Origin of the sequence: uncultured Brevundimonas sp. (assembly GCF_937870815.1) — a bacterium.
Taxonomy (GTDB): Bacteria; Pseudomonadota; Alphaproteobacteria; order Caulobacterales; family Caulobacteraceae; genus Brevundimonas.
On the sequence record NZ_CALMZS010000059.1, the window covers coordinates 1 to 18,442 of the forward strand.

General features: G+C 69.0%; 13 protein-coding genes. 5 read left to right on the top strand and 8 right to left on the bottom strand.

The features are described 5' to 3' along the window. Positions 1–81 precede the first annotated feature (81 nt). The 5 genes from Q0588_RS03720 to Q0588_RS03740 all read right to left on the bottom strand — a co-directional run bounded on the left by Q0588_RS03720 (position 82) and on the right by Q0588_RS03740 (position 7,086). Complete coding sequence (locus Q0588_RS03720) at positions 82–285, bottom strand: hypothetical protein (RefSeq protein ID WP_298743889.1); 204 nt, start codon at positions 283–285, stop codon at positions 82–84. A 44-nt stretch (positions 286–329) separates the two neighbouring features. Continuing rightward, on the bottom strand, positions 330–731 hold the full coding sequence (locus tag Q0588_RS03725; protein ID WP_298743891.1) for a hypothetical protein: 402 nt from the start codon (positions 729–731) through the stop codon (positions 330–332). 58 nt (positions 732–789) lie between these two features. Further along, positions 790–3,513 carry a TonB-dependent receptor gene (locus tag Q0588_RS03730; RefSeq protein WP_298743893.1) on the bottom strand — a complete coding sequence of 908 codons (2,724 nt, stop codon included), beginning with the start codon at positions 3,511–3,513 and terminating at the stop codon, positions 790–792. Between the two features lie 173 nt (positions 3,514–3,686). Then, entirely contained in the window at positions 3,687–5,162 is a 1,476-nt protein-coding gene (locus tag Q0588_RS03735) for a sigma-54 dependent transcriptional regulator (RefSeq protein ID WP_298743896.1), read from the bottom strand. Between the two features lie 121 nt (positions 5,163–5,283). Next, a complete protein-coding gene (locus Q0588_RS03740; protein ID WP_298743898.1) occupies positions 5,284–7,086 on the bottom strand; it encodes a DUF4153 domain-containing protein in 1,803 nt (600 codons plus the stop codon). A 128-nt stretch (positions 7,087–7,214) separates the two neighbouring features. Here Q0588_RS03740 and Q0588_RS03745 point away from each other — a divergent pair, with 128 nt between their 5' ends. From Q0588_RS03745 to rplL, 4 genes are all read left to right on the top strand, one after another. After that, on the top strand, positions 7,215–7,454 hold the full coding sequence (locus tag Q0588_RS03745; protein ID WP_298743900.1) for a type II toxin-antitoxin system VapB family antitoxin: 240 nt from the start codon (positions 7,215–7,217) through the stop codon (positions 7,452–7,454). Further along, positions 7,454–7,849 carry a type II toxin-antitoxin system VapC family toxin gene (locus Q0588_RS03750; protein WP_298743902.1) on the top strand — a complete coding sequence of 132 codons (396 nt, stop codon included), beginning with the start codon at positions 7,454–7,456 and terminating at the stop codon, positions 7,847–7,849. The genes Q0588_RS03745 and Q0588_RS03750 overlap by 1 nt, the downstream gene beginning before the upstream one ends. Before the next feature lie 309 nt (positions 7,850–8,158). Next, the gene (gene rplJ, locus Q0588_RS03755; RefSeq protein ID WP_298743904.1) at positions 8,159–8,674 is read left to right on the top strand and encodes a 50S ribosomal protein L10; all 516 of its coding nucleotides are present in this window, start codon (positions 8,159–8,161) and stop codon (positions 8,672–8,674) included. A 66-nt stretch (positions 8,675–8,740) separates the two neighbouring features. After that, positions 8,741–9,130, top strand: coding sequence for a 50S ribosomal protein L7/L12 (gene rplL / locus Q0588_RS03760; protein WP_298743906.1), 390 nt, complete (start codon positions 8,741–8,743; stop codon positions 9,128–9,130). 97 nt (positions 9,131–9,227) lie between these two features. Here the strand turns inward: rplL and Q0588_RS03765 are convergent, their stop codons facing one another. The 3 genes from Q0588_RS03765 to Q0588_RS03775 all read right to left on the bottom strand — a co-directional run bounded on the left by Q0588_RS03765 (position 9,228) and on the right by Q0588_RS03775 (position 13,867). Continuing rightward, positions 9,228–11,189, bottom strand: a complete 1,962-nt coding sequence (locus Q0588_RS03765; RefSeq protein WP_366872573.1) for a peptidase M61 — start codon at positions 11,187–11,189, stop codon at positions 9,228–9,230. 15 nt (positions 11,190–11,204) lie between these two features. Further along, positions 11,205–13,154, bottom strand: coding sequence for a peptidase M61 (locus Q0588_RS03770; RefSeq protein ID WP_298743910.1), 1,950 nt, complete (start codon positions 13,152–13,154; stop codon positions 11,205–11,207). Positions 13,155–13,360: 206 nt separating this feature from the next. Then, a complete protein-coding gene (locus Q0588_RS03775) occupies positions 13,361–13,867 on the bottom strand; it encodes an FKBP-type peptidyl-prolyl cis-trans isomerase (protein ID WP_298743913.1) in 507 nt (168 codons plus the stop codon). Positions 13,868–14,232: 365 nt separating this feature from the next. On the opposite strand from Q0588_RS03775, the gene rpoB reads away from it, so the two are divergent. Further along, positions 14,233–18,348, top strand: coding sequence for a DNA-directed RNA polymerase subunit beta (gene rpoB, locus Q0588_RS03780; RefSeq protein ID WP_298743915.1), 4,116 nt, complete (start codon positions 14,233–14,235; stop codon positions 18,346–18,348). Positions 18,349–18,442: the final 94 nt, after the last annotated feature.

Below are 18,442 nucleotides of genomic sequence, written 5' to 3' on the forward strand. Positions count from 1 at the left end.
CGATGCCGTGAATCAGGCTCCAGTCTAATGCTGGAGCGAAGATCCGGGTTTGGACGCGATCGCGTCCAAACCGATTTTGCTCTAGCGGGGCCGCGGCAGGATGTTGATCTGGATGAACGCCCTCAGGATCTGGTCGCCATGGGGGCGGGGCGACCGCCGCCACGGCCAGGTCAGCCGCACGCGCGGGGCCCCGCTCAGGGCGCGGGCCTCGCGGGCGCCGCGGGCCCGCACCAGCCGCGCCGCCTGGCGGGCGGCCCAGTCGCGGACCGGGTGGGACCGTTCCACCGGAGCCGGCGGCAGGGCGGCCGCGGGCTCGTAGGGAACCGGGATCAGCTCGCCCGCGCCCCCTCGCGGGCGGGCAATTTTTTTCCTTTCGGATCCAGGGCGTCGGCGCTGTGGCGCAGGGTGTCGGCGAACGCCGTCGAGGCGGCCGCGAAGGCTTCCCTGAGCACGGCGGCCGACTCATTGCCCCGGACCCGCGCATCCTCGGCCAGCTCGGAGAGACTGGCCAGCGGATGATCGGCGAAGCGACGCGTGGCCGAGCCCGGCCGCGCCTGCTTGCCGGCCGCGACGGCCCCGGCGGCGACCACGGCCTCCGAGACCAGGGCCACACCCAGGGGCGAGGCCAGGAAGCGGCCCGCCCGTCCCTTGCGCAGGGCCTTGGGGACTTTCACGCCGGCGATGCGCTTGGGCAGCACCGCCTTCTTCTGCTTCTTTCCTGACTTGGCCATGAGGGCCTCCATCTGTTCCGTCCAAGGATCAAACGGCGCTGCCGCCCGGCTGTTCCGGTCAGAACAGGATCTTGCGCAGCGACAGGTTGACGCTGCGGCCTTCGGGGTCGAGGTAGTCGGGCTGATAGGTCAGCGGCGCGCCCCCGGCGCTGCTGGTCACCTCGGTCCGGTCGTCGAACAGGTTGCGGACGCCGAGCTGCAGGCGCGCGCCCTTGAGCCACGGATGCCGGTCGACCCAGCCGGCCTGTGCGCCGAGGTCCGCGAACAGGTTCAGGTTGACCGTGATCAGGTCGGAGAAATGGAGGTCGGGCCCGGACCCGCCGTCGATGCGCGCCCCGCCGCGCCAATTGGCGTTGAGCACGGCCCCCATGCCGTTCCTGAACACCCCGCCGCGGGCCTGGATCTCGTGACGCGGGCTGCCCCCCAGGCTGGAGGTGGCGGCCCCGTCCAGCAGGTCCAGGACCGGCAGGCCCTCGGCGATCAGGATCTCGTCGCGGATCCGGTAGGTGTGGTAGATCGACGCGAAGAAACGGCCCTGGCCCGGCTGCATGCCGCCGCCCATGCGGATCGCCGGACCGGCGCCGCCTTCGCGGGGCCCGCCGTGGACGGGGAACGGGCCGCCGCCCGGGCGACGGCGAGCGCCGCCGGCCGGCGCGGTCGGCGTGCCGAAGGCCCTCGAGAAGTTGAAGCCGGTGCGGACGTCTTCCCGCTCGGTTCGGGCGAAATTGAGTGGTCGGGCGTCGATCGCGACCAGGACGCCGGCCGGATCGCGGGTGAAGCGGCCGGGAAGGGCGGCCTCCAGCCCCGGCGTGACGGTCGGGAAGCTGTTGATCGAGTCGTCCACGGCGGTGCGGGTCCAGGTGGAGCTGATCCGCAGATCCGCCCCGCTCAGCGGCTGCAGGGTGACTCCCGCCTTCCAGATGCGGCGGGCCTCCGCGTCGAGATCGGGGTTGCCGCCTTCGATCCGCGTGATCTGCACCGTCTCCCCGGTGGCGAAATCGAACACCGGGACATTCGGCGTGGCGATCAGCGGATTGTTGAGCTGACTGATGCTCGGCGACCCCTCCTCGTCAGTGTAGCTGGCCAGGAAGGACAGGGCCTCGACCGGCGACCAGTTGACGGTGGCGCCGAAGATCGACAGGCCGCCGAAATCGGACAGATCCTCGAAGCCCGCATTGACGCCGATGGAGAGGTCGCCGAGCCGGGGCAGAACCTCGGAACGGCGGCTGGCGATGGGGAGGTTGACGTTGGTCAAGCCGCTGACGCGGTCGCGCGACTGCCTGCGGTCGGTGGTCAGGCCGCCGCGGGTGCTGGCGGAGTCGAGCGACAGGCTGTCGGCGCCGAGCTTGAATGTGGTGGAGACGCCGCCGGCGGGGAGCTCCCAGAGGTCGCCGTTCAGCACCAGTTCGGTGTCGAGGCGCCGGGACACCGATCGCGCGGTGTCGTTCGCGACCGGCCCGAAGTCGGCCGGAGCGAGCAGGCTGAAGGGGTTGGCGCCGGCGTCGCCGGCGTCGAGCCGGGCCTGGAAGGGGCCGGCGCCGTAGCCGCGCCCGGTGACGGTGTCGGTTTCAACCTGTGTGAAGGACCCGTTGAAGGTCCAGCGCCAGTCCTCTCCGATAAAGCCGTCCAGCAGGAGGGCGGCCTCGCCGGTCAGCCTGTCCGTCTGGCGGCCGAGGGCGGCGGCGTCGTCGAGATAGCGATAGACCAGCACGTCGTCGGCGAAGGGCGAGAACGGGTTGCCGCCCGGCAGGGTCAGGACCACGCCCGGCAGGCCGTTGAAGCTGCGGTCGCTTTCGTCCTGCAGGCGGCCCCTGAAGGTGATCTGGGTGGTGCTGTTGAGATCGCGCTTGATCGAGCCGCCGATCGAGCTGCTCCCGGTGGCGGACATCAGGGTCCGATAGGCCCCCAGATCGCCCGTGCGGGGGTCGCCATGGGCGGCGGCGAAATCGTTCAGCGTGAAACCGGCGGGCGGGACCGGGGTCACGGTGACCGTCTCGCCCACCTGCCCGGACAGGGCCGGGTCGATCTCGGCTCCGAACGGAACGCCGGAGATGTTGCCGAGCAGATCGAACGGGGTGGACCCGGGTTCGCGCACCAGGTCGCGCTCGCTTTCGAACAGCGGGGTGGCGCGCTCATGCTCCAGCTCCAGCGACCACCGCCCGGGGCCGGAGATGCGCAGGACGTTGGCGTCGAACTCGCTGACCGTGCGTCCGCCCGACGTGGGTATGCGGCCCTCCAGCTCGGCGGTCACCGAGCGGAAGTCCGCCTTGAGCACGAAATTCACCACCCGCTGGTCGGCGCGATAGCCGTATTCGAGGGCGACCTCCTCGGGCAACACCTCGACCCGCTCGATGGCCTCCGGAGGCAGGCCGTGAATTTCCCGGAATCCCGAGATGCGGCGGCCGTTGACCAGGGTGATCGGCGGCCCGCCGGAGCCGCGCGAACTACGGGTCACCGGCTCGAGATAGGCCAGCAGATCCGCGATGCTGGAGGCGCCGTAGGCCTGGACCTCATCCGCGCCGAGAACCAGGTCCGGCGGAATGTCGCTGTCGACGCCGCCGCGCGGTCGCGGGCTGGAGACCTCGACGGCGCCCAGGTCGACGGCCCCCTCCACGTCCGCTTCGGTCGCGGTCGGAAGCGGGGGCTCCGGTTCCCGGGTCGGGGTCGGGGCCGGCTGGGGCGGGGCCGCGGGCGGCTGCTGCGGGGCCGGCCGGCCCGGCTCCGGCGCGGTCCGGATGGCGCCGGCCATCAGGCCGGACAGGACGGTGGCTGTGAGCAGCATGCGGCGTTCCGGAACGGGGGAGACAAGGGCGTTGAACACGTGGCCCCGGCGTTTCCGTCGGGTCCCGCCGACGCCGGGTGGTGCGGCCGGGGTCTTGTCGCACGGGCGCGCCGGCCCGCCTCAGTGAACTTTCGTTCAGGTCGGCGGCGTTCCGGAGGCGGGCTGCGAGAGTCTCAGCCGGTGTCCTTCAGGGCCCCCTCGAGCCCCTGCTCGCGGACCTTGCGATAGAGGGTCGAGCGACCGATGCCGAGCCGGCGGGCGATCTCGGACATATGGCCGGCGTAGACCTCGATGGCGTGCTGGATCAGGTCGCGCTCGATCTCGTCCAGGGTGCGCAGATGGCCGCGGTCGTCGAGGATGCGGATCGGGGTCTCGGGCACGGGCGGCAGGTCGACGGCGGCGTTCGCGGTCGCCCCCGCGCCGCTGTCGCCGCGCCGCTCCGGCTCCCCCGCCTCGGCCGGGAGGAAGGGCGCGGCGACGCCCGAGATGGCCGGAAAGTCGTGCGGCTGCAGGAACGGCGCGTCCGACAGCACGATGGCGCGATAGACGGCGTTCTCCAGCTGCCGGACGTTGCCCGGCCAGTCGAAGGCCTGAAGCAGGGCCAGGGTCTCGGCCGCGCAGCCGGCCACGCGCTTGCCCTCCTCGACATTGAAGCGGGCCACGAAATGCTCGACCAGGGCCGGGATGTCCTCGCGCCGGTCGCGCAGGGCCGGGGCCTCGATCGGGAAGACGTTGAGCCGGTAGAACAGATCCTCGCGGAAGCGGCCGTCGCGGACCTGTTCGGCCAGGTCGCGGTTGGTGGCCGAGACGATGCGGACATCGACCTTGACCGGGCGTTTGGAGCCGACCGGGTCGATCTCGCCCTCCTGCAGCGCGCGCAGCAGCTTGACCTGCATGTCCAGCGGCAGTTCGCCGATCTCGTCGAGGAACAGGGTGCCGCCGCTGGCTTCGGCGAACTTGCCCAGATGCTTGTCGCTGGCTCCGGTGAAGCTGCCCTTCTCGTGGCCGAACAGGATCGACTCCACCAGATTGACCGGCAGGGCCCCGCAGTTGACCGCCACGAACGGCTTGCCGCCGCGGTCGGAGGCCCCGTGCAGGGCGCGGGCGATGACTTCCTTGCCGACGCCGCTCTCGCCGGTGATCAGCACCGGGATGCCGGACTTCGCGGCGCGCAGCCCCAGCGAGCGCACCATCCGCATCGGCGCGCTCTGGCCGACCAGGTCGTCGAACGAGGTGCGGCCGGAGACGTGTTTCCTCAGCCGGCCGACCTCGGCGGTCAGCTGGGTCAGCTGCAGGGCGTTGCGGACCCCGACCAGCAGGCGCTCGGCCGACACCGGCTTGACGAAGAAGTCCTGGGCGCCGGCCTGCATGGCCCTGACCACGGCCTCGACCCCGCCCGAGGCGGTCAGCACGATCACCGGCGTGGCGACGCCCGCCGCGCGCATCTCGGCCAGGGCCTCCATGCCGCTCATGCCCGGCATGATCATGTCCAGCAGCACCACGTCGGCCCCGCCGCCCCGGGTCAGCCGGTCGATGGCCTCGCCGCCGGATTCGGCGTGGACCACGGCGTAGCCCTCGCGCTCCAGCACGGCCTGGGCCAGGCGGCGCTGGGTCGGATCGTCATCGACCACCAGTACGGTCCGGGTCATCTCGGCTCACCCTCGTCATCACGTCAGGGCCGGTCCTCGTTGCGGCGGGACTGGCTCATTCCGGGACGTTTCTACCCGCCACAAGGTGAAGATCGGGTTGGAGGGCAGGGTGAGCGAGGGGTTAAGGGGCGGCGTCGCTGGGATGGCGGATCAAACTTGAACGTCGATCCCCGAAAGCGAGGTCGGGCCACTCCGGCGTCGCGGGGCGGGCTTCGCCGTTCCGCAAGGCCTCGCGGAGATCGACTGGCTCCGCTCCACGGATGTATGGCGGTGCGCTCCACGAGCCGACGATCCGCCAGCCTCCCCGGCCGTCGCTCGCCCATAGTTGAATGGCGGAGCTATTGGCGATCAATACTTCCGCGGCGCCGTCCCCGTTCAAGTCGCTGGCGTTGGCGATGCAGTCCCCCGCCGCCTGGCAAACCTGAATGCGGCTGTCAGTGGCCGGCAACGGCTTGATGAAGCCTTTGGGCAGGGTGGTTCCGGCAGGAACCACCTCATAGACAGGCATCCTATTGGGCGAACCGATGTCGGCATCGTCCCAGCGGTTCTCGATGGCTCGGGCGTTGCGGGCGCTGCGCGAGATCACCGGATCGGACGAGCGGGCCAGGCGCGCCAGCGCCGCCTCGCCGGCCTTGCCGCTCTGGAAGCGCAGGAAGCGGTAGTCGAACTGGTCCGGCTTGACCGCGCCGCGCTCGAGCCGAGCCATCTGGTCGGCGACCGACAGCCGGGCCGGGTCGGCGATGGGGCTGAACAGGGCGAAAATGACCACGACCTCCAGCACGGCCGTCCAGACGTTGGTGCGCTCCAGCGGCTGCATCCAGCCCGCGCCCTTGCGCCACAACGGGCTCAGGGCCGCCAAGCCGTAGCCGGCGGCGTAGGCCGCGCCGATCACGGCGCAGGCCACGGCGATGATGCGGTCGGGGGTCAGGCCGTGCTGGCCGATGCGCAGGGCCAGGCCCCAGAAGGCGATGACCACCAGCGGGGTCAGCAGGACGGCGGCGACCCGAACCGTGACGCGCAGGATGGCCGGCGGCAGATTGTCGGCGCGGCCGTCCTGATAGGCGGTGTTGATGAGGATGATCAGGGCGGCGGCGGCCGAGAGGACGAGGGCGGTGGCGCTGCCCGTCTCCCACAGGCCCTCGAGGCCGGTGAAGGGCAGGGCGGCGAGGAAGCCGCCGGCCAGCACCGTCATCAGCAGCAGCAGCCACGACAGCAGCATCAGCACCACGCTGCGGACGCCGCGGATCAGTCCGTCGCGGACATCGGTCAGATGCACCGCCGTGGCGAAAACCACGGTGGTCGCCGGGATGGAGAACCAGTCCTTCGCGATCAGGTCGCCGAGGAACTCAAGCCCGATGACGTTGAACAGGGCCGCGCCGAGGAACAGCAGCATCCAGAAGGCGCCGGTGAAGCCGATCGACAGAGCGAGCTGCACGCCCGCCTTCCAGGCCGTGTCGAAATAGGTCGGGAAGGTGGCGATCCACCGGCGCTCCATGTCGGCGGGAAGGACCAGATGGTGGCCGATGAACAGGGCGGCGGCGGCGAACAGCGGCATGGGCCAGGTCAGGAACGGCGGGTATCGGTTCGATCCGAACTCGCCGGCGACGTGGGAGGTGACATCATGCCAGCCCAGAAGACCGAGGAAGGCTGTCGCGGCCACGGTCCAGCCCAGCAGGACCGGCCAACGCATCCGCCCCGCGCCCGCCAGCAGCAGCACCGGAACCATGAACAGGATCATGGCCAGCGGCCCGAACAGCGCCGGCACGGTCGCGGGCCATTCCATGGCGTCGCCCCGCGCCGAGCGATAGAGCCACCAGAGGGCGGCGCCCTGCAGCAGGCCTGTCAGCAGGCGAAAGCCCGCCAGCATGGGCGAAGCCGTTCGCCCCAGGCTGTTTCGGCCGGTCGCATCGGTGGTCTCGGTCATGTTCACGCCCCCACGTCGCGGCATCTGGCCCGGAACGGCGGCGCTTGTGAAGGGGGCATGCCGGATGACGGCCGAATGTTTGCACGCTTGGCTATCCGATAGTATGATCTGGCTATCCGGAGGTCACGATGGCGTTTCACGTTCGAGACAAGGCGACCGACACGCTGGTGCGAAAACTGGCCGACCAGCGCGGCGTCGGCCTGACCGAGGCCGTGCGATTGGCTGTCGAGGCGGAACTCAACCGCAGAAATGCAGAGGTCGAGGATCGGCTGCGTCGCATGAGGGCCATCTCCGACGAAGTCGCCAAATGGCCACGGACGGGCCTGAAGGCCGACAAGGCGTTCTTCGACGACCTGTCGGGCGACTGATGTTCCTGGATGCGTCGGCGCTCTGCGCCGTATTGCTTGATGAACCCGAGCAGGCGGAATTCCGCCTGAAGATCACGATGGCCTCCAGGGCCACGACCTCGCCGGTCGCAGTCTGGGAGACGGTTCGCGCCATGGTCCGGGAACGCTCCGCCGATGTCGCGTCAGCGCTGGATGTCGTAGAGCGGCTTCTGGACGCCGGCCAGGTCGCCATTGCGCCGATCGGGCCGGATGAACAGGCGCTCGCGATCGGCGCGTTCGACCGCTTCGGCAAGGGACGGCACCCGGCCGCCCTGAACATGGGGGACTGTTTCGCCTATGCTTGTGCGCGCAGCCTCGGCATGCCGCTGCTCTACAAGGGTGAGGACTTCGCCCGAACGGATATCGAGCGGGCCTGACGCCGGCGTTGATTTTCGATCGGCGTCGTGTATAGAGCGCGGCTTCTCCGTCATGGCCCCGTGTCATGGCGGTCCTGTCCGAGAACTTCGGGGCGTGGGGGCCACCCATGCCGTAAATGCCAGAGAGCCCTCTGGCGCCGCGGGGAGATGGGGATGCGGACGACGCCAGACGTTCCGGTATCCGGGCGTCGGGGTTCGAGCTTCCTTCGGACAATACGGCCGGCCTGAACGCATCGCGGCGACGCGGCGCGCCTTGGCCAACCGCCGCCCGGGAATAGGCCCGGCGGCGAATACAGACTGGAGACCGCAATGGACCGCGCACAAAAAGCCGAGTCGATCGAGACGCTGAAGGGCGTTTTCGCCGACGCGGGCGCCGTGGTCGTGACCCACAACCTGGGTCTGACCGTTGCGGACATGGAAGACCTGCGTGGACGCCTCCGCAAGGAAGGCGGCACGTTCAAGGTGGTCAAGAACCGCCTGGCGCTCAAGGCGCTCGAAGCCGACGAAGGCAGCGACTACCACGGCCTGTTCAAGGGTCCCGTGGGCATCGCCTACGCCGACGACGCGGTGACGGCCGCCAAGATCACCGCCGAATACGCCAAGGCCAACGACAGGTTCGTCGTCCTTGGCGGCTTCATGGGTGAGAAGGTTCTGGACGCGAAGGGCGTGGAGGTTCTCTCCAAACTGCCGTCGCTGGATCAGATCCGCGCCTCGCTGCTCGGCCTGCTCAACGCGCCCGCGACCAGGATCGCCGGCGTCGTCCAGGCCCCGGCGGCCCAGCTGGCCCGGGTGTTCAACGCCTACGCCACGAAGGACGCCGCCTAGGCGGGCCCGCCTCTTTCATCTCTGCAAACTCTCTACTGAAACCCAATCCTCCGAAGGAAACACACCATGGCCGATCTCGCCAAAATCGTTGAAGACCTGTCGTCGCTGACCGTTCTGGAAGCCGCCGAACTGTCCAAGCTGCTGGAAGAAAAGTGGGGCGTCAGCGCCGCCGCTCCGGTGGCCATGGCCATGCCGGGCGCCGGCGGCGGCGCCGCCGCTCCGGCCGAAGCGGCTGAAGAGCAGACCGAGTTCACCGTCGTCCTGCTGGACGGCGGCGAGAAGAAGATCAACGTCATCAAGGAAGTCCGCAGCGTCCGTTCGGACCTCGGCCTGAAGGAAGCCAAGGACCTGGTCGAAGGCGCTCCGCAGAACGTCGTCGAGAACGTCTCCAAGCAGAACGCCGACGAAGTCGCCAAGAAGCTGACCGAAGCCGGCGCCAAGGTGCAGATCAAGTAAGACCCGACCGTCTCCTCCCCATCGCTGCGCGACGGGGAGGAGACACACGACGAAACGGGCCGGGGAGCGATCCCCGGCCCGTCTTCTTGTGGGGCCTCTAGCGCCGGCGCGGGGCGAAGATGTCGGCCAGCCGGTCCCGCGTGCCGGGGATGCGCACCAGGCGCGGATAGCGCAGGCCGTCATGGTAATCGAAGCCCAGGGTGCGGAAGTCGTCGCCGCGCCTGGCCACCAGCACGATCGGCTCGCTTCCGCCCTTGGCGGCGGTCACCGCCTCGCGGAGCGCCTCCGTCGAGGCCGTGCGATCGCCGACCGCGACCAGCTCCCAGCCCGCGCCCAGGCCCTGCTCGAAGGCGGGACCGCCCCAGCGCACATTGGTGATGCGATTGCCGGAGCCGAGACTGAAGCCCAGCGAATACTGGAAGTCGCCGCCCCAGTCGCCCATCATCCGCTGCTCCAGCGGGGTCAGGCTGTCGACCCAGGTCAATCGCCAGCCGGCGCGTTCGATCCCGTCCAGCGGGGCCCTGGCCTCCGGGCCGACGGCGTCGAGGCGGCTGCGCAGGAAGGTCGCCCAGTCGTGCGGATGGACCGCGTTCAGGTGTTCGACCACGTCCCCGAAGGTATACGGTCGCGCCTCCCACACCCCGTCCTCGACGCCGTAGAAGGCCCTGGCGAAGTCATCCAGCGACTTCCGCTCGCGCGTGGCCTCGCGGATCAGGGTGTCGGCGTCCAGCCAGATCAGCAGGGCCTCGCGGTAGTAGTCGCCGGTGCCCCGCATCCATGACGGCCACGGGTTGGACAGCCGGTAGCCGAGCAGGTTGTGATTGGTGGTGTCCTGCAGCGCCCGCCATTGCCGCCCCGGCTGCTGGTCGTAGAAGGCCGCCACCTCCGCCAGGTTGATCACCGCCTCCTCGAAGGTCCCCAGGCCGGAGCGCGGGGTCAGGACGTCGCCCCAGTACTTCGTCTGCCCCTCATAGACCCACATCAGGCTGTTCTGGGTCGGGACGTTGAAATTGGGCACATGCTCGTCGGAGGGCCGCCGGAACTTGCCGTTCCAGCTGTGCACATACTCGTGGGGCAGCAGACCGCGGGAGCCGTACGAGGGGGTGGCCGTGCTGAAGAAGTTCGGCGCGGCCGTGTTCTCCGACGACCGGTGGTGCTCCAGCCCGATGCCCCCCAGCTTCGAGGTCAGGCCGAGCAGGAATTCGTAGCGGTCGAAATGGCGGGCGCCGAACAGATAGTCGGCCTGGTCGACCAGGGCCTCGTATCTGGCGATCCACTCGGGCGTCGCGTTGATCGAGGCGGCGGTGTCGCCGACCAGATTCAGGTGCACCGGCGAGCGGCCGCCGGGATCGATGTCGATGCGGCGGTAGTGCCTGCCGGCGAACATCGGGCTGTCCGCCAGGTGCTCCAGCGAGATCGGCGCGAAGGTCGCCACCTTCCCCTCGCGGGACACCGTGTCCAGCGCCACGCCGTAGTTCCAGCCCTCCGGCAGCACCACCGAGGGCGCGAAGGTGATCCGGCCGTGGCGGTAGCCGGCGGGATAGAGCAGGGCCTTCTCCCACTGCAGGTTGATGATCTCCTCGGTTATGACCACCCGCCAGACGGCGTTGTCCGGCTGGGTCAGCCATTCGAAGTCGACCTCGATGGCCTCGACCCCGGCCGGGATGTCGAGATGGAAGGCGTGCGGATCGACGGTGTCGCGAACCCATTCGATGCGCCGGCCATTCCCCGTCACGGTCAGGCCGGAAACCAGCTGGATCGGCCCGGTGTCGGCGTGGTTGCCCGGGATGAATTGCGGATATTGCAGGACCAGCGGGCCGGGGCTGACCGGAACGGTCTGGCGCACCCGGATGACCTTGTGCTCGAGGTCGGTCAGGTCGACGCGGATGCCGATGGTCCCCGGGTAGTCCCGGTCCTGGGGCGCCGGGATCGGCGGCAGGGGACGCGGCAGGCTGGTCGGCGCCGGCAAGGGCGTCTGCGCCTGGGAGGCCGGAATCTGGGCCAGGGCGGGGGCGGCGGCGGCGGCGAGGAGCAGGGCGAGGGCGGCGGACTTCAGCATGGTCATTCCTCGCGATCAGCGCCGCCTCGGGGCGAGGATGTCGCCCAGTCGGTCGGGCGTCCCCTCGATCCGCTCGAGGTGCGGATAGCGCAGGCCGTCATGGTAGTCGAAGCGGACGGTCCGGAAGCGGTCGCCGTTCTTGAGCATCATTTCGATCGGCGTCGTATTGCCCTTCGAGGCGGTGATGGCCTCGGAGATCACCGCCGGACTGGCGGCGCGGCCGTTGACGGCGACCACCTCCCAGCCCGAGGTCAAACCCGCCTCGAAGGCCGGCGAGCCCCAGCGCACCGAGGTGATGCGGTTGTCGGCGTTGGTGATGACGCCCAGCGAATACTGGAAGTCGGTGCGGCCCAGCTCGTCGTACAGCGCCTTGTGGTAGGCGTTCATGGCCTCGCGCCAGACCAGCCGGTAGCCGCCGCGCCCGATGCCGGCCAGCGGCGGCGGCGCCTCGGGACCGACGGCGTCCAGCCGGGCGCGCAGGAATTCGGCCCAGTCGTTGGCGGCCACGCCGTCCAGGGTCGAGACGATGTCGGCGAAGGTGTATGGCCGGGGCTCCCAGGAGCCGTCGTCGACGCCGAAGAAGGCCTTGGCGAAGTCGTCCAGCGACCTGCGTCCGTTGGTCCGCTCGCGGATCCAGGTGTCGGCGTCGAGCCAGATGAGGGCGCCCTCCGAATAGTAGTCCTCGCTGCGCTGGTAGGTGCTCCACGGCTGCGGGCGGCGCCGGGCGATGATCGGATCGTTGGTGGTGTCCTGCAGGGCCCGCCACTGGCGGCCGGGCATGGTCCCGTAGTTGGCGGCGGTCATGGCGAACCAGTCCAGCGCCTGCTGCCTGTCGGACAGGCCCGCGCGTGCGGTCAGCACCCGGCCCCAGTACTGGGTCTGGCCTTCGTAGACCCACAGCAGCGAGTTCTGCAGCGGCTCGTTCAGCGTCGGGGTCAGCTGGTCCGCCGGCCGCCGCCATTTGCCGTTCCAGGAGTGCACATATTCGTGGGCGAGCAGGTCGCGGTCGGCGAGGGTGGCGTCCGGGGCGGTGAAATAGCGCACGTCGACGCTGTTCTCCGACGAGCGGTGGTGCTCCAGCCCGATGCCGCCCAGCCGGTCGGTCACCGCCACCAGGAAGTCGTAGTGGTTGAAATGCCGGGCCCCGAACAGCCGGTCGGCCTGGTCGACGAGATTGCGGTGCAGCTCGATGTGGGCGTCGGTGGCGGCCAGCATGCGGGGTTCGTCGGCGACGACGTTGAGCCGCACCGGCGAGCGGCCGCCCGGATCGAGGTCGATCTGGCGATGGTTGCGACCGGCGAACACCGGACTGTCGGCGAAATGCTCGAGGGTCGCCGGGGCGAACACGGCCAGACCATTCTCGTAGCTTTCGGTGTCGAGCGCCGTGGCGTACCGCCAGCCGGCCGGCAGGCGCAGGGTCGGCCGGAAGGTGATCTGGCTGGAACGGTGGCCCGCCGGATAGAGCAACGCCTTCTCCCACTGGATGTTCAGCATGTCCTCGGTGATGACCACGCGGCCCTGGCCGTCCTCGATCGGGGTCAGCCATTTGAACGAGGCCTCGATCTCGCGGGCGCCGGCCGGGACCTCGACCTGGAAGCCGTTGGTGTGGACGGTGTTGCGCACCCAGCGCAGCGGCTGGCCATCGGCGCTGATGCGCAGGTCGGCGATGTCGTCGATCGGGCCGACCGGACCGTGGTTGCCGGGAATCCATTGCGGATAGAGCAGGACCAGCGGGCCCGGACCGGCGACCGGGATGGTCTGCCTCACCGAGACGATGCGGCGGTCGATGTCGGTGGCGTCCATCTCCAGCGCGATGACGCCGGGCCAGGGCGCGTCGCGCGGCGCGGGGATCGGGACCAGCGGCCGGTCCAGCGCCGGCGTCCCCACCTGGGCGAGCGCCGGGACCGAACCGAACAGCAGCGCGACGGCGCAGGCGGAGGCGAACAGGCGGGCGGGACGCATCATCTGGAGGCTCTCGGTCAATGAGTTCGACGGCAAGCTAGAGCGCGGCGCCGGCTCGCCGGATTAAATCCTCGTCATGTTGGCGGTTCCCGGGAGGCTGGTCCGGCCCATCTGTCCAACTCTGTCGGAGCGGCGTCGGTCCCGGTTGTGTCCTCGTCTGCCCGGCCCTTGTCCTCTCGACGGGGACAGGACGGGCAGGGACAGACCGCTCATTCCGCCGGCTTGACTTCCAGCAGTTCGACGGTGAACAGCAGGGTCGAATTGGGCGGCAGTTCGTCGCCGCCGACCCAGCGATCGCCGTAGCCGAGCGAGGCGGGGATGACAAACTCGAACGTCTCGCCCTCGCGCATCAGGCCGACGCCCTCGGTCCAGCCCTTGATGACCCGGTCGAGCGGAAACTCCGCCGGTTCGTTGCGGGCGTAGGAGCTGTCGAACTCGCGCCCGTCGACGAAGCTCCCGCGGTAATGGACCTTGACCGTGTCGGTCGAGGCCGGCCGGCGGCCGGCCGGATGGCCCGGCCCGACCCGGCGATACTGCAGGCCGGAGGCGGTGGTGGCCCATCCCCTGCGTGTCGAATTCCAGGCCAGATAGGCGACGTTGCCGGCGTCCCAGTTCGCCTGGGTCGGCGAGGCCGGGAATTCTTGGCGGGCGGAGCCGGCCGAGGCGCAGCCGGAAAGGGCCAGGGCGGCGGCGCCCGCGAACAGAATGCGTGTCATGCGCCCACGCTATTTTCCCCGCCGTCGCAAGGCAATGGCCGCGTCTGGGCGGTGCGGCGGCCGCCGCTCCTCCGCCGTCTCCGAAAAAGCAGGCCGATGGTCTTTATTTCGCCGTCAAAGCGAGTATACCACCCCGTTCCGCTAACTCCGTGAGAGACACGCGCGAAAGCGCCGAGGCCCGGTTTGTCGCCCTCCGACCGGTGCGAAGGTGCGCTCCTCCCCAAGGGAGCCCTACATTTCAGGCGTCCTGGGACCGCAAGGCCCGAGGGTGGACGCCGAAACCGATGGTCACGGGTCGCCGGAATGGCGGAGCCGTGGCCGCTGCATTGAGCGGGCCGCCCGGCCCGCCGCATTGGGAAGACAGAATGGCCAAGTCGAAAGCGGAGCTCACCGTCAACGGTCAGTTCCTCACCGCCACCTCGTTCACCGGCAAGAAGCGCATCCGCCACTCGTTCGGGCGCATCCCCGAAGCGGTGCAGATGCCCAATCTGATCGAGGTCCAGCGCGCCTCCTACGAACAGTTCCTGCAGCGCGAGGTCCGCTCGGGCCCGCGCAGGGACCAGGGCATCGAGGCGGTGTTCAAGTCGGTCTTCCCGATCAAGGACTTCAACGAGCGCGCCATCCTCGAATACGTCTCCTACGAGTTCGAGGATCCGAAATACGACGTCGAGGAATGCATCCAGCGCGACATGACCTATGCCGCGCCGCTGAAGGTCAAGCTGCGCCTGATCGTCTTCGAATCCGACGAGGAGACCGGCGCGCGCTCGGTCAAGGACATCAAGGAGCAGGATGTCTACATGGGCGACATCCCGCTCATGACCGACAAGGGCACCTTCATCGTCAACGGGACCGAGCGGGTGATCGTGTCCCAGATGCACCGTTCGCCGGGCGTCTTCTTCGACCACGACAAGGGCAAGACGCACAGCTCGGGCAAGCTGCTGTTCGCCGCCCGGGTGATCCCCTACCGCGGCTCGTGGCTCGATTTCGAGTTCGACGCCAAGGACATCGTCTACGTCCGCATCGACCGCCGCCGGAAGCTGCCGGCCACGACCTTCCTGATGGGTCTGGGCATGGACGGCGAGGAAATCCTCAAGACCTTCTACGAGACCGTGCCCTACGAGAAGCGCGGCGAAGGCTGGGTCACCCCCTACAAGGCCGAGCGCTGGCGCGGGGTGAAGCCGGAGTTCGACCTGGTCGACGCCGACACCGGGGAGGTGATCGCCGCCGCCGGAACCAAGATCAGCGCCCGCCAGGCCAAGAAGCTGGGCGACACCACGACCTCGCTGTCGCTGGCCGCCGACGCCCTGCTGGGCAAATACCTGGCCGCCGACGCGGTCAATTTCGAGACCGGCGAGATCTACGCCGAGGCCGGCGACGAGCTGGACCAGCCGACCATCGAGCTGCTGGAGAGCCACGGCTTCACCACCATCGACGTGCTGGACATCGACCACGTCACGGTCGGCGCCTATATGCGCAACACCCTGCGCATCGACAAGAACACCGGCCGCGAGGACGCGCTGTTCGACGTCTATCGTGTCATGCGGCCCGGCGAGCCGCCGACCCCCGAGGCCGCCGAGGCCATGTTCAACTCGCTGTTCTTCGACAGCGAGCGCTACGACCTGTCGGCCGTCGGCCGGGTCAAGATGAACATGCGTCTGGAAACCCCGGACGTCTCGGACGAGATCCGCGTGCTGCGCAAGGACGACGTCCTGCGCGTGCTGCAGATCCTCGTCGGCCTGAAGGACGGCCACGGCGAGATCGACGACATCGACAACCTCGGCAACCGCCGGGTCCGCTCGGTCGGCGAACTGCTCGAGAACCAGTACCGCGTCGGCCTGCTGCGCATGGAGCGCGCCATCAAGGAGCGCATGTCGTCGGTCGATATCGACACGGTGATGCCGCACGACCTGATCAACGCCAAGCCGGCCGCCGCCGCCGTGCGCGAGTTCTTCGGCTCGTCGCAGCTGTCGCAGTTCATGGACCAGACCAACCCGCTGTCCGAGATCACCCACAAGCGCCGCCTCTCGGCGCTCGGCCCGGGCGGTCTGACGCGCGAGCGCGCCGGCTTCGAGGTTCGCGACGTCCACCCGACCCACTACGGCCGCATCTGCCCGATCGAGACGCCGGAAGGCCCGAACATCGGCCTGATCAACTCGCTGGCCACCCACGCCCGGGTCAACAAATACGGCTTCATCGAGAGCCCGTACCGGCGCGTCAAGGACGGCAAGGCCACGGACGAGGTGGTCTACATCTCGGCCATGGAAGAGGCGAAATACACCATCGCCCAGGCCAATATCGAGCTGAAGAACGGCGAGATCGTCGAGGACCTCGTCCCCGGCCGGATCAACGGCGACTCCCAGCTGCTGGCCAAGGCCGACGTCGACATGATGGACGTCTCGCCGAAACAGGTCGTTTCGGTCGCCGCCGCCCTGATCCCCTTCCTGGAGAACGACGACGCCAACCGGGCCCTGATGGGCGCCAACATGCAGCGCCAGGCCGTGCCGCTGGTGCAGTCGGACGCGCCGCTGGTCGGCACCGGCATGGAGGCCGTCGTGGCCGTGGATTCCGGCGCCGTCGTGGTCGCCCGGCGTGACGGCGTCGTCGAACAGATCGACGGCACCCGTATCGTCGTCCGCGCCACCAACGAGCTCGACGCCGGCCGTTCGGGCGTCGACATCTACCGCCTGTCGAAATTCCAGCGCTCCAACCAGTCGACCTGCATCAACCAGCGCCCGATCGTGCGCGTGGGCGATGAAGTGAAGGTCGGCGACGTGATCGCCGACGGCCCGTCGACGGACCTGGGAGAACTGGCCCTGGGCCGCAACGCCCTGGTCGCCTTCATGCCGTGGAACGGCTACAATTTCGAAGACTCGATCCTGATCTCCGAGCGTATCGTGCGCGACGACGTCTTCACCTCGATCCATATCGAGGAGTTCGAGGTCATGGCCCGCGACACCAAGCTGGGGCCCGAGGAGATCACCCGCGACATCCCCAACGTCGGCGAGGAGGCCCTGCGCAACCTCGATGAGGCCGGCATCGTGGCCATCGGGGCCGAGGTCCAGCCGGGCGACATCCTGTGCGGCAAGGTCACGCCCAAGGGCGAAAGCCCGATGACGCCGGAAGAGAAGCTGCTGCGCGCCATCTTCGGCGAAAAGGCTTCGGATGTCCGCGACACCAGCCTGCGCCTGCCCCCGGGCGTCGCCGGCACCATCGTCGACGTGCGCGTCTTCAACCGCCACGGCGTCGACAAGGACGAGCGCGCGGTCGCCATCGAACGGGCCGAGATCGAACGTCTGGGCAAGGACCGCGACGACGAGCTCAAGATTCTCGAGCGCAATGTCTACGGCCGCCTGAAGCCGCTGCTGGTCGGCAAGAACGCCACCTCGGGCCCCAAGGGCCTGGGCCGCGGCGCCGTCACCGAGGAGAAGCTGGCCGACCTGTCGCGCGGCCTGTGGTGGCAGATCGCCCTCGACGACGAGAAGGCGATGGCCGAGCTCGAAGCCATGAAGAAGCAGTTCGAGGACGCCCGCAAGGCGCTCGACCGCCGCTTCGAGGACAAGGTCGAGAAGCTGCAGCGCGGCGACGAACTGCCCCCGGGCGTGATGAAGATGGTCAAGGTCTTCGTGGCCGTGAAGCGCAAGCTTCAGCCCGGCGACAAGATGGCCGGCCGTCACGGCAACAAGGGCGTCATCTCCAAGATCCTGCCGATCGAGGACATGCCGCACCTGGAAGACGGCACCACCGTCGACCTGGTGCTGAACCCGCTGGGCGTGCCTTCGCGCATGAACATCGGCCAGATATTCGAAACCCACCTCGGCTGGGCCGCGGCCGGTCTCGGCAAGCAGATCCAAGGCCTTCTGGAGGCCTGGCAGCAGGGCGGCCAGAAGCAGGCGCTGATCGACCATCTGACCTCGATCTACGGCAAGGACACCCCCCTGCCGGAGTCGGAAGAGGACCTGGTCGAGCTGGCCCGGAACCTGTCGAAGGGCGTGCCCTTCGCCACGCCGGTGTTCGATGGCGCGCACATCAACGACATCGAGGACCTGCTGGAGAAGGCGGGGCTGGACCGCACCGGCCAGTCGATCGTCTACGACGGCCAGACCGGCGAGCAGTTCAAGCGCCCGGTCACGGTCGGCTACATCTACATGCTGAAGCTGCACCACCTGGTCGACGACAAGATCCACGCCCGCTCGATCGGCCCCTATTCGCTGGTCACCCAGCAGCCGCTGGGCGGCAAGGCGCAGTTCGGCGGCCAACGCTTCGGCGAGATGGAGGTGTGGGCGCTCGAGGCCTACGGCGCGGCCTACACCCTGCAGGAGATGCTGACGGTGAAGTCCGACGACGTCGCCGGCCGGACCAAGGTCTATGAGGCCATCGTGCGCGGCGACGACAGCTTCGAGGCGGGCATTCCGGAGAGCTTCAACGTGCTCGTCAAGGAGATGCGCTCGCTGGGCCTGAATGTGGAGCTGGAGAACTCTTGAGGGTGTGGGGATTGGGGTTTGGGGTGTGGGGATTGTGGCAATGGCCATCCCCTAACGCTTCAGACCCCAACCCGCCCCTTTCAGCCGATCCCAC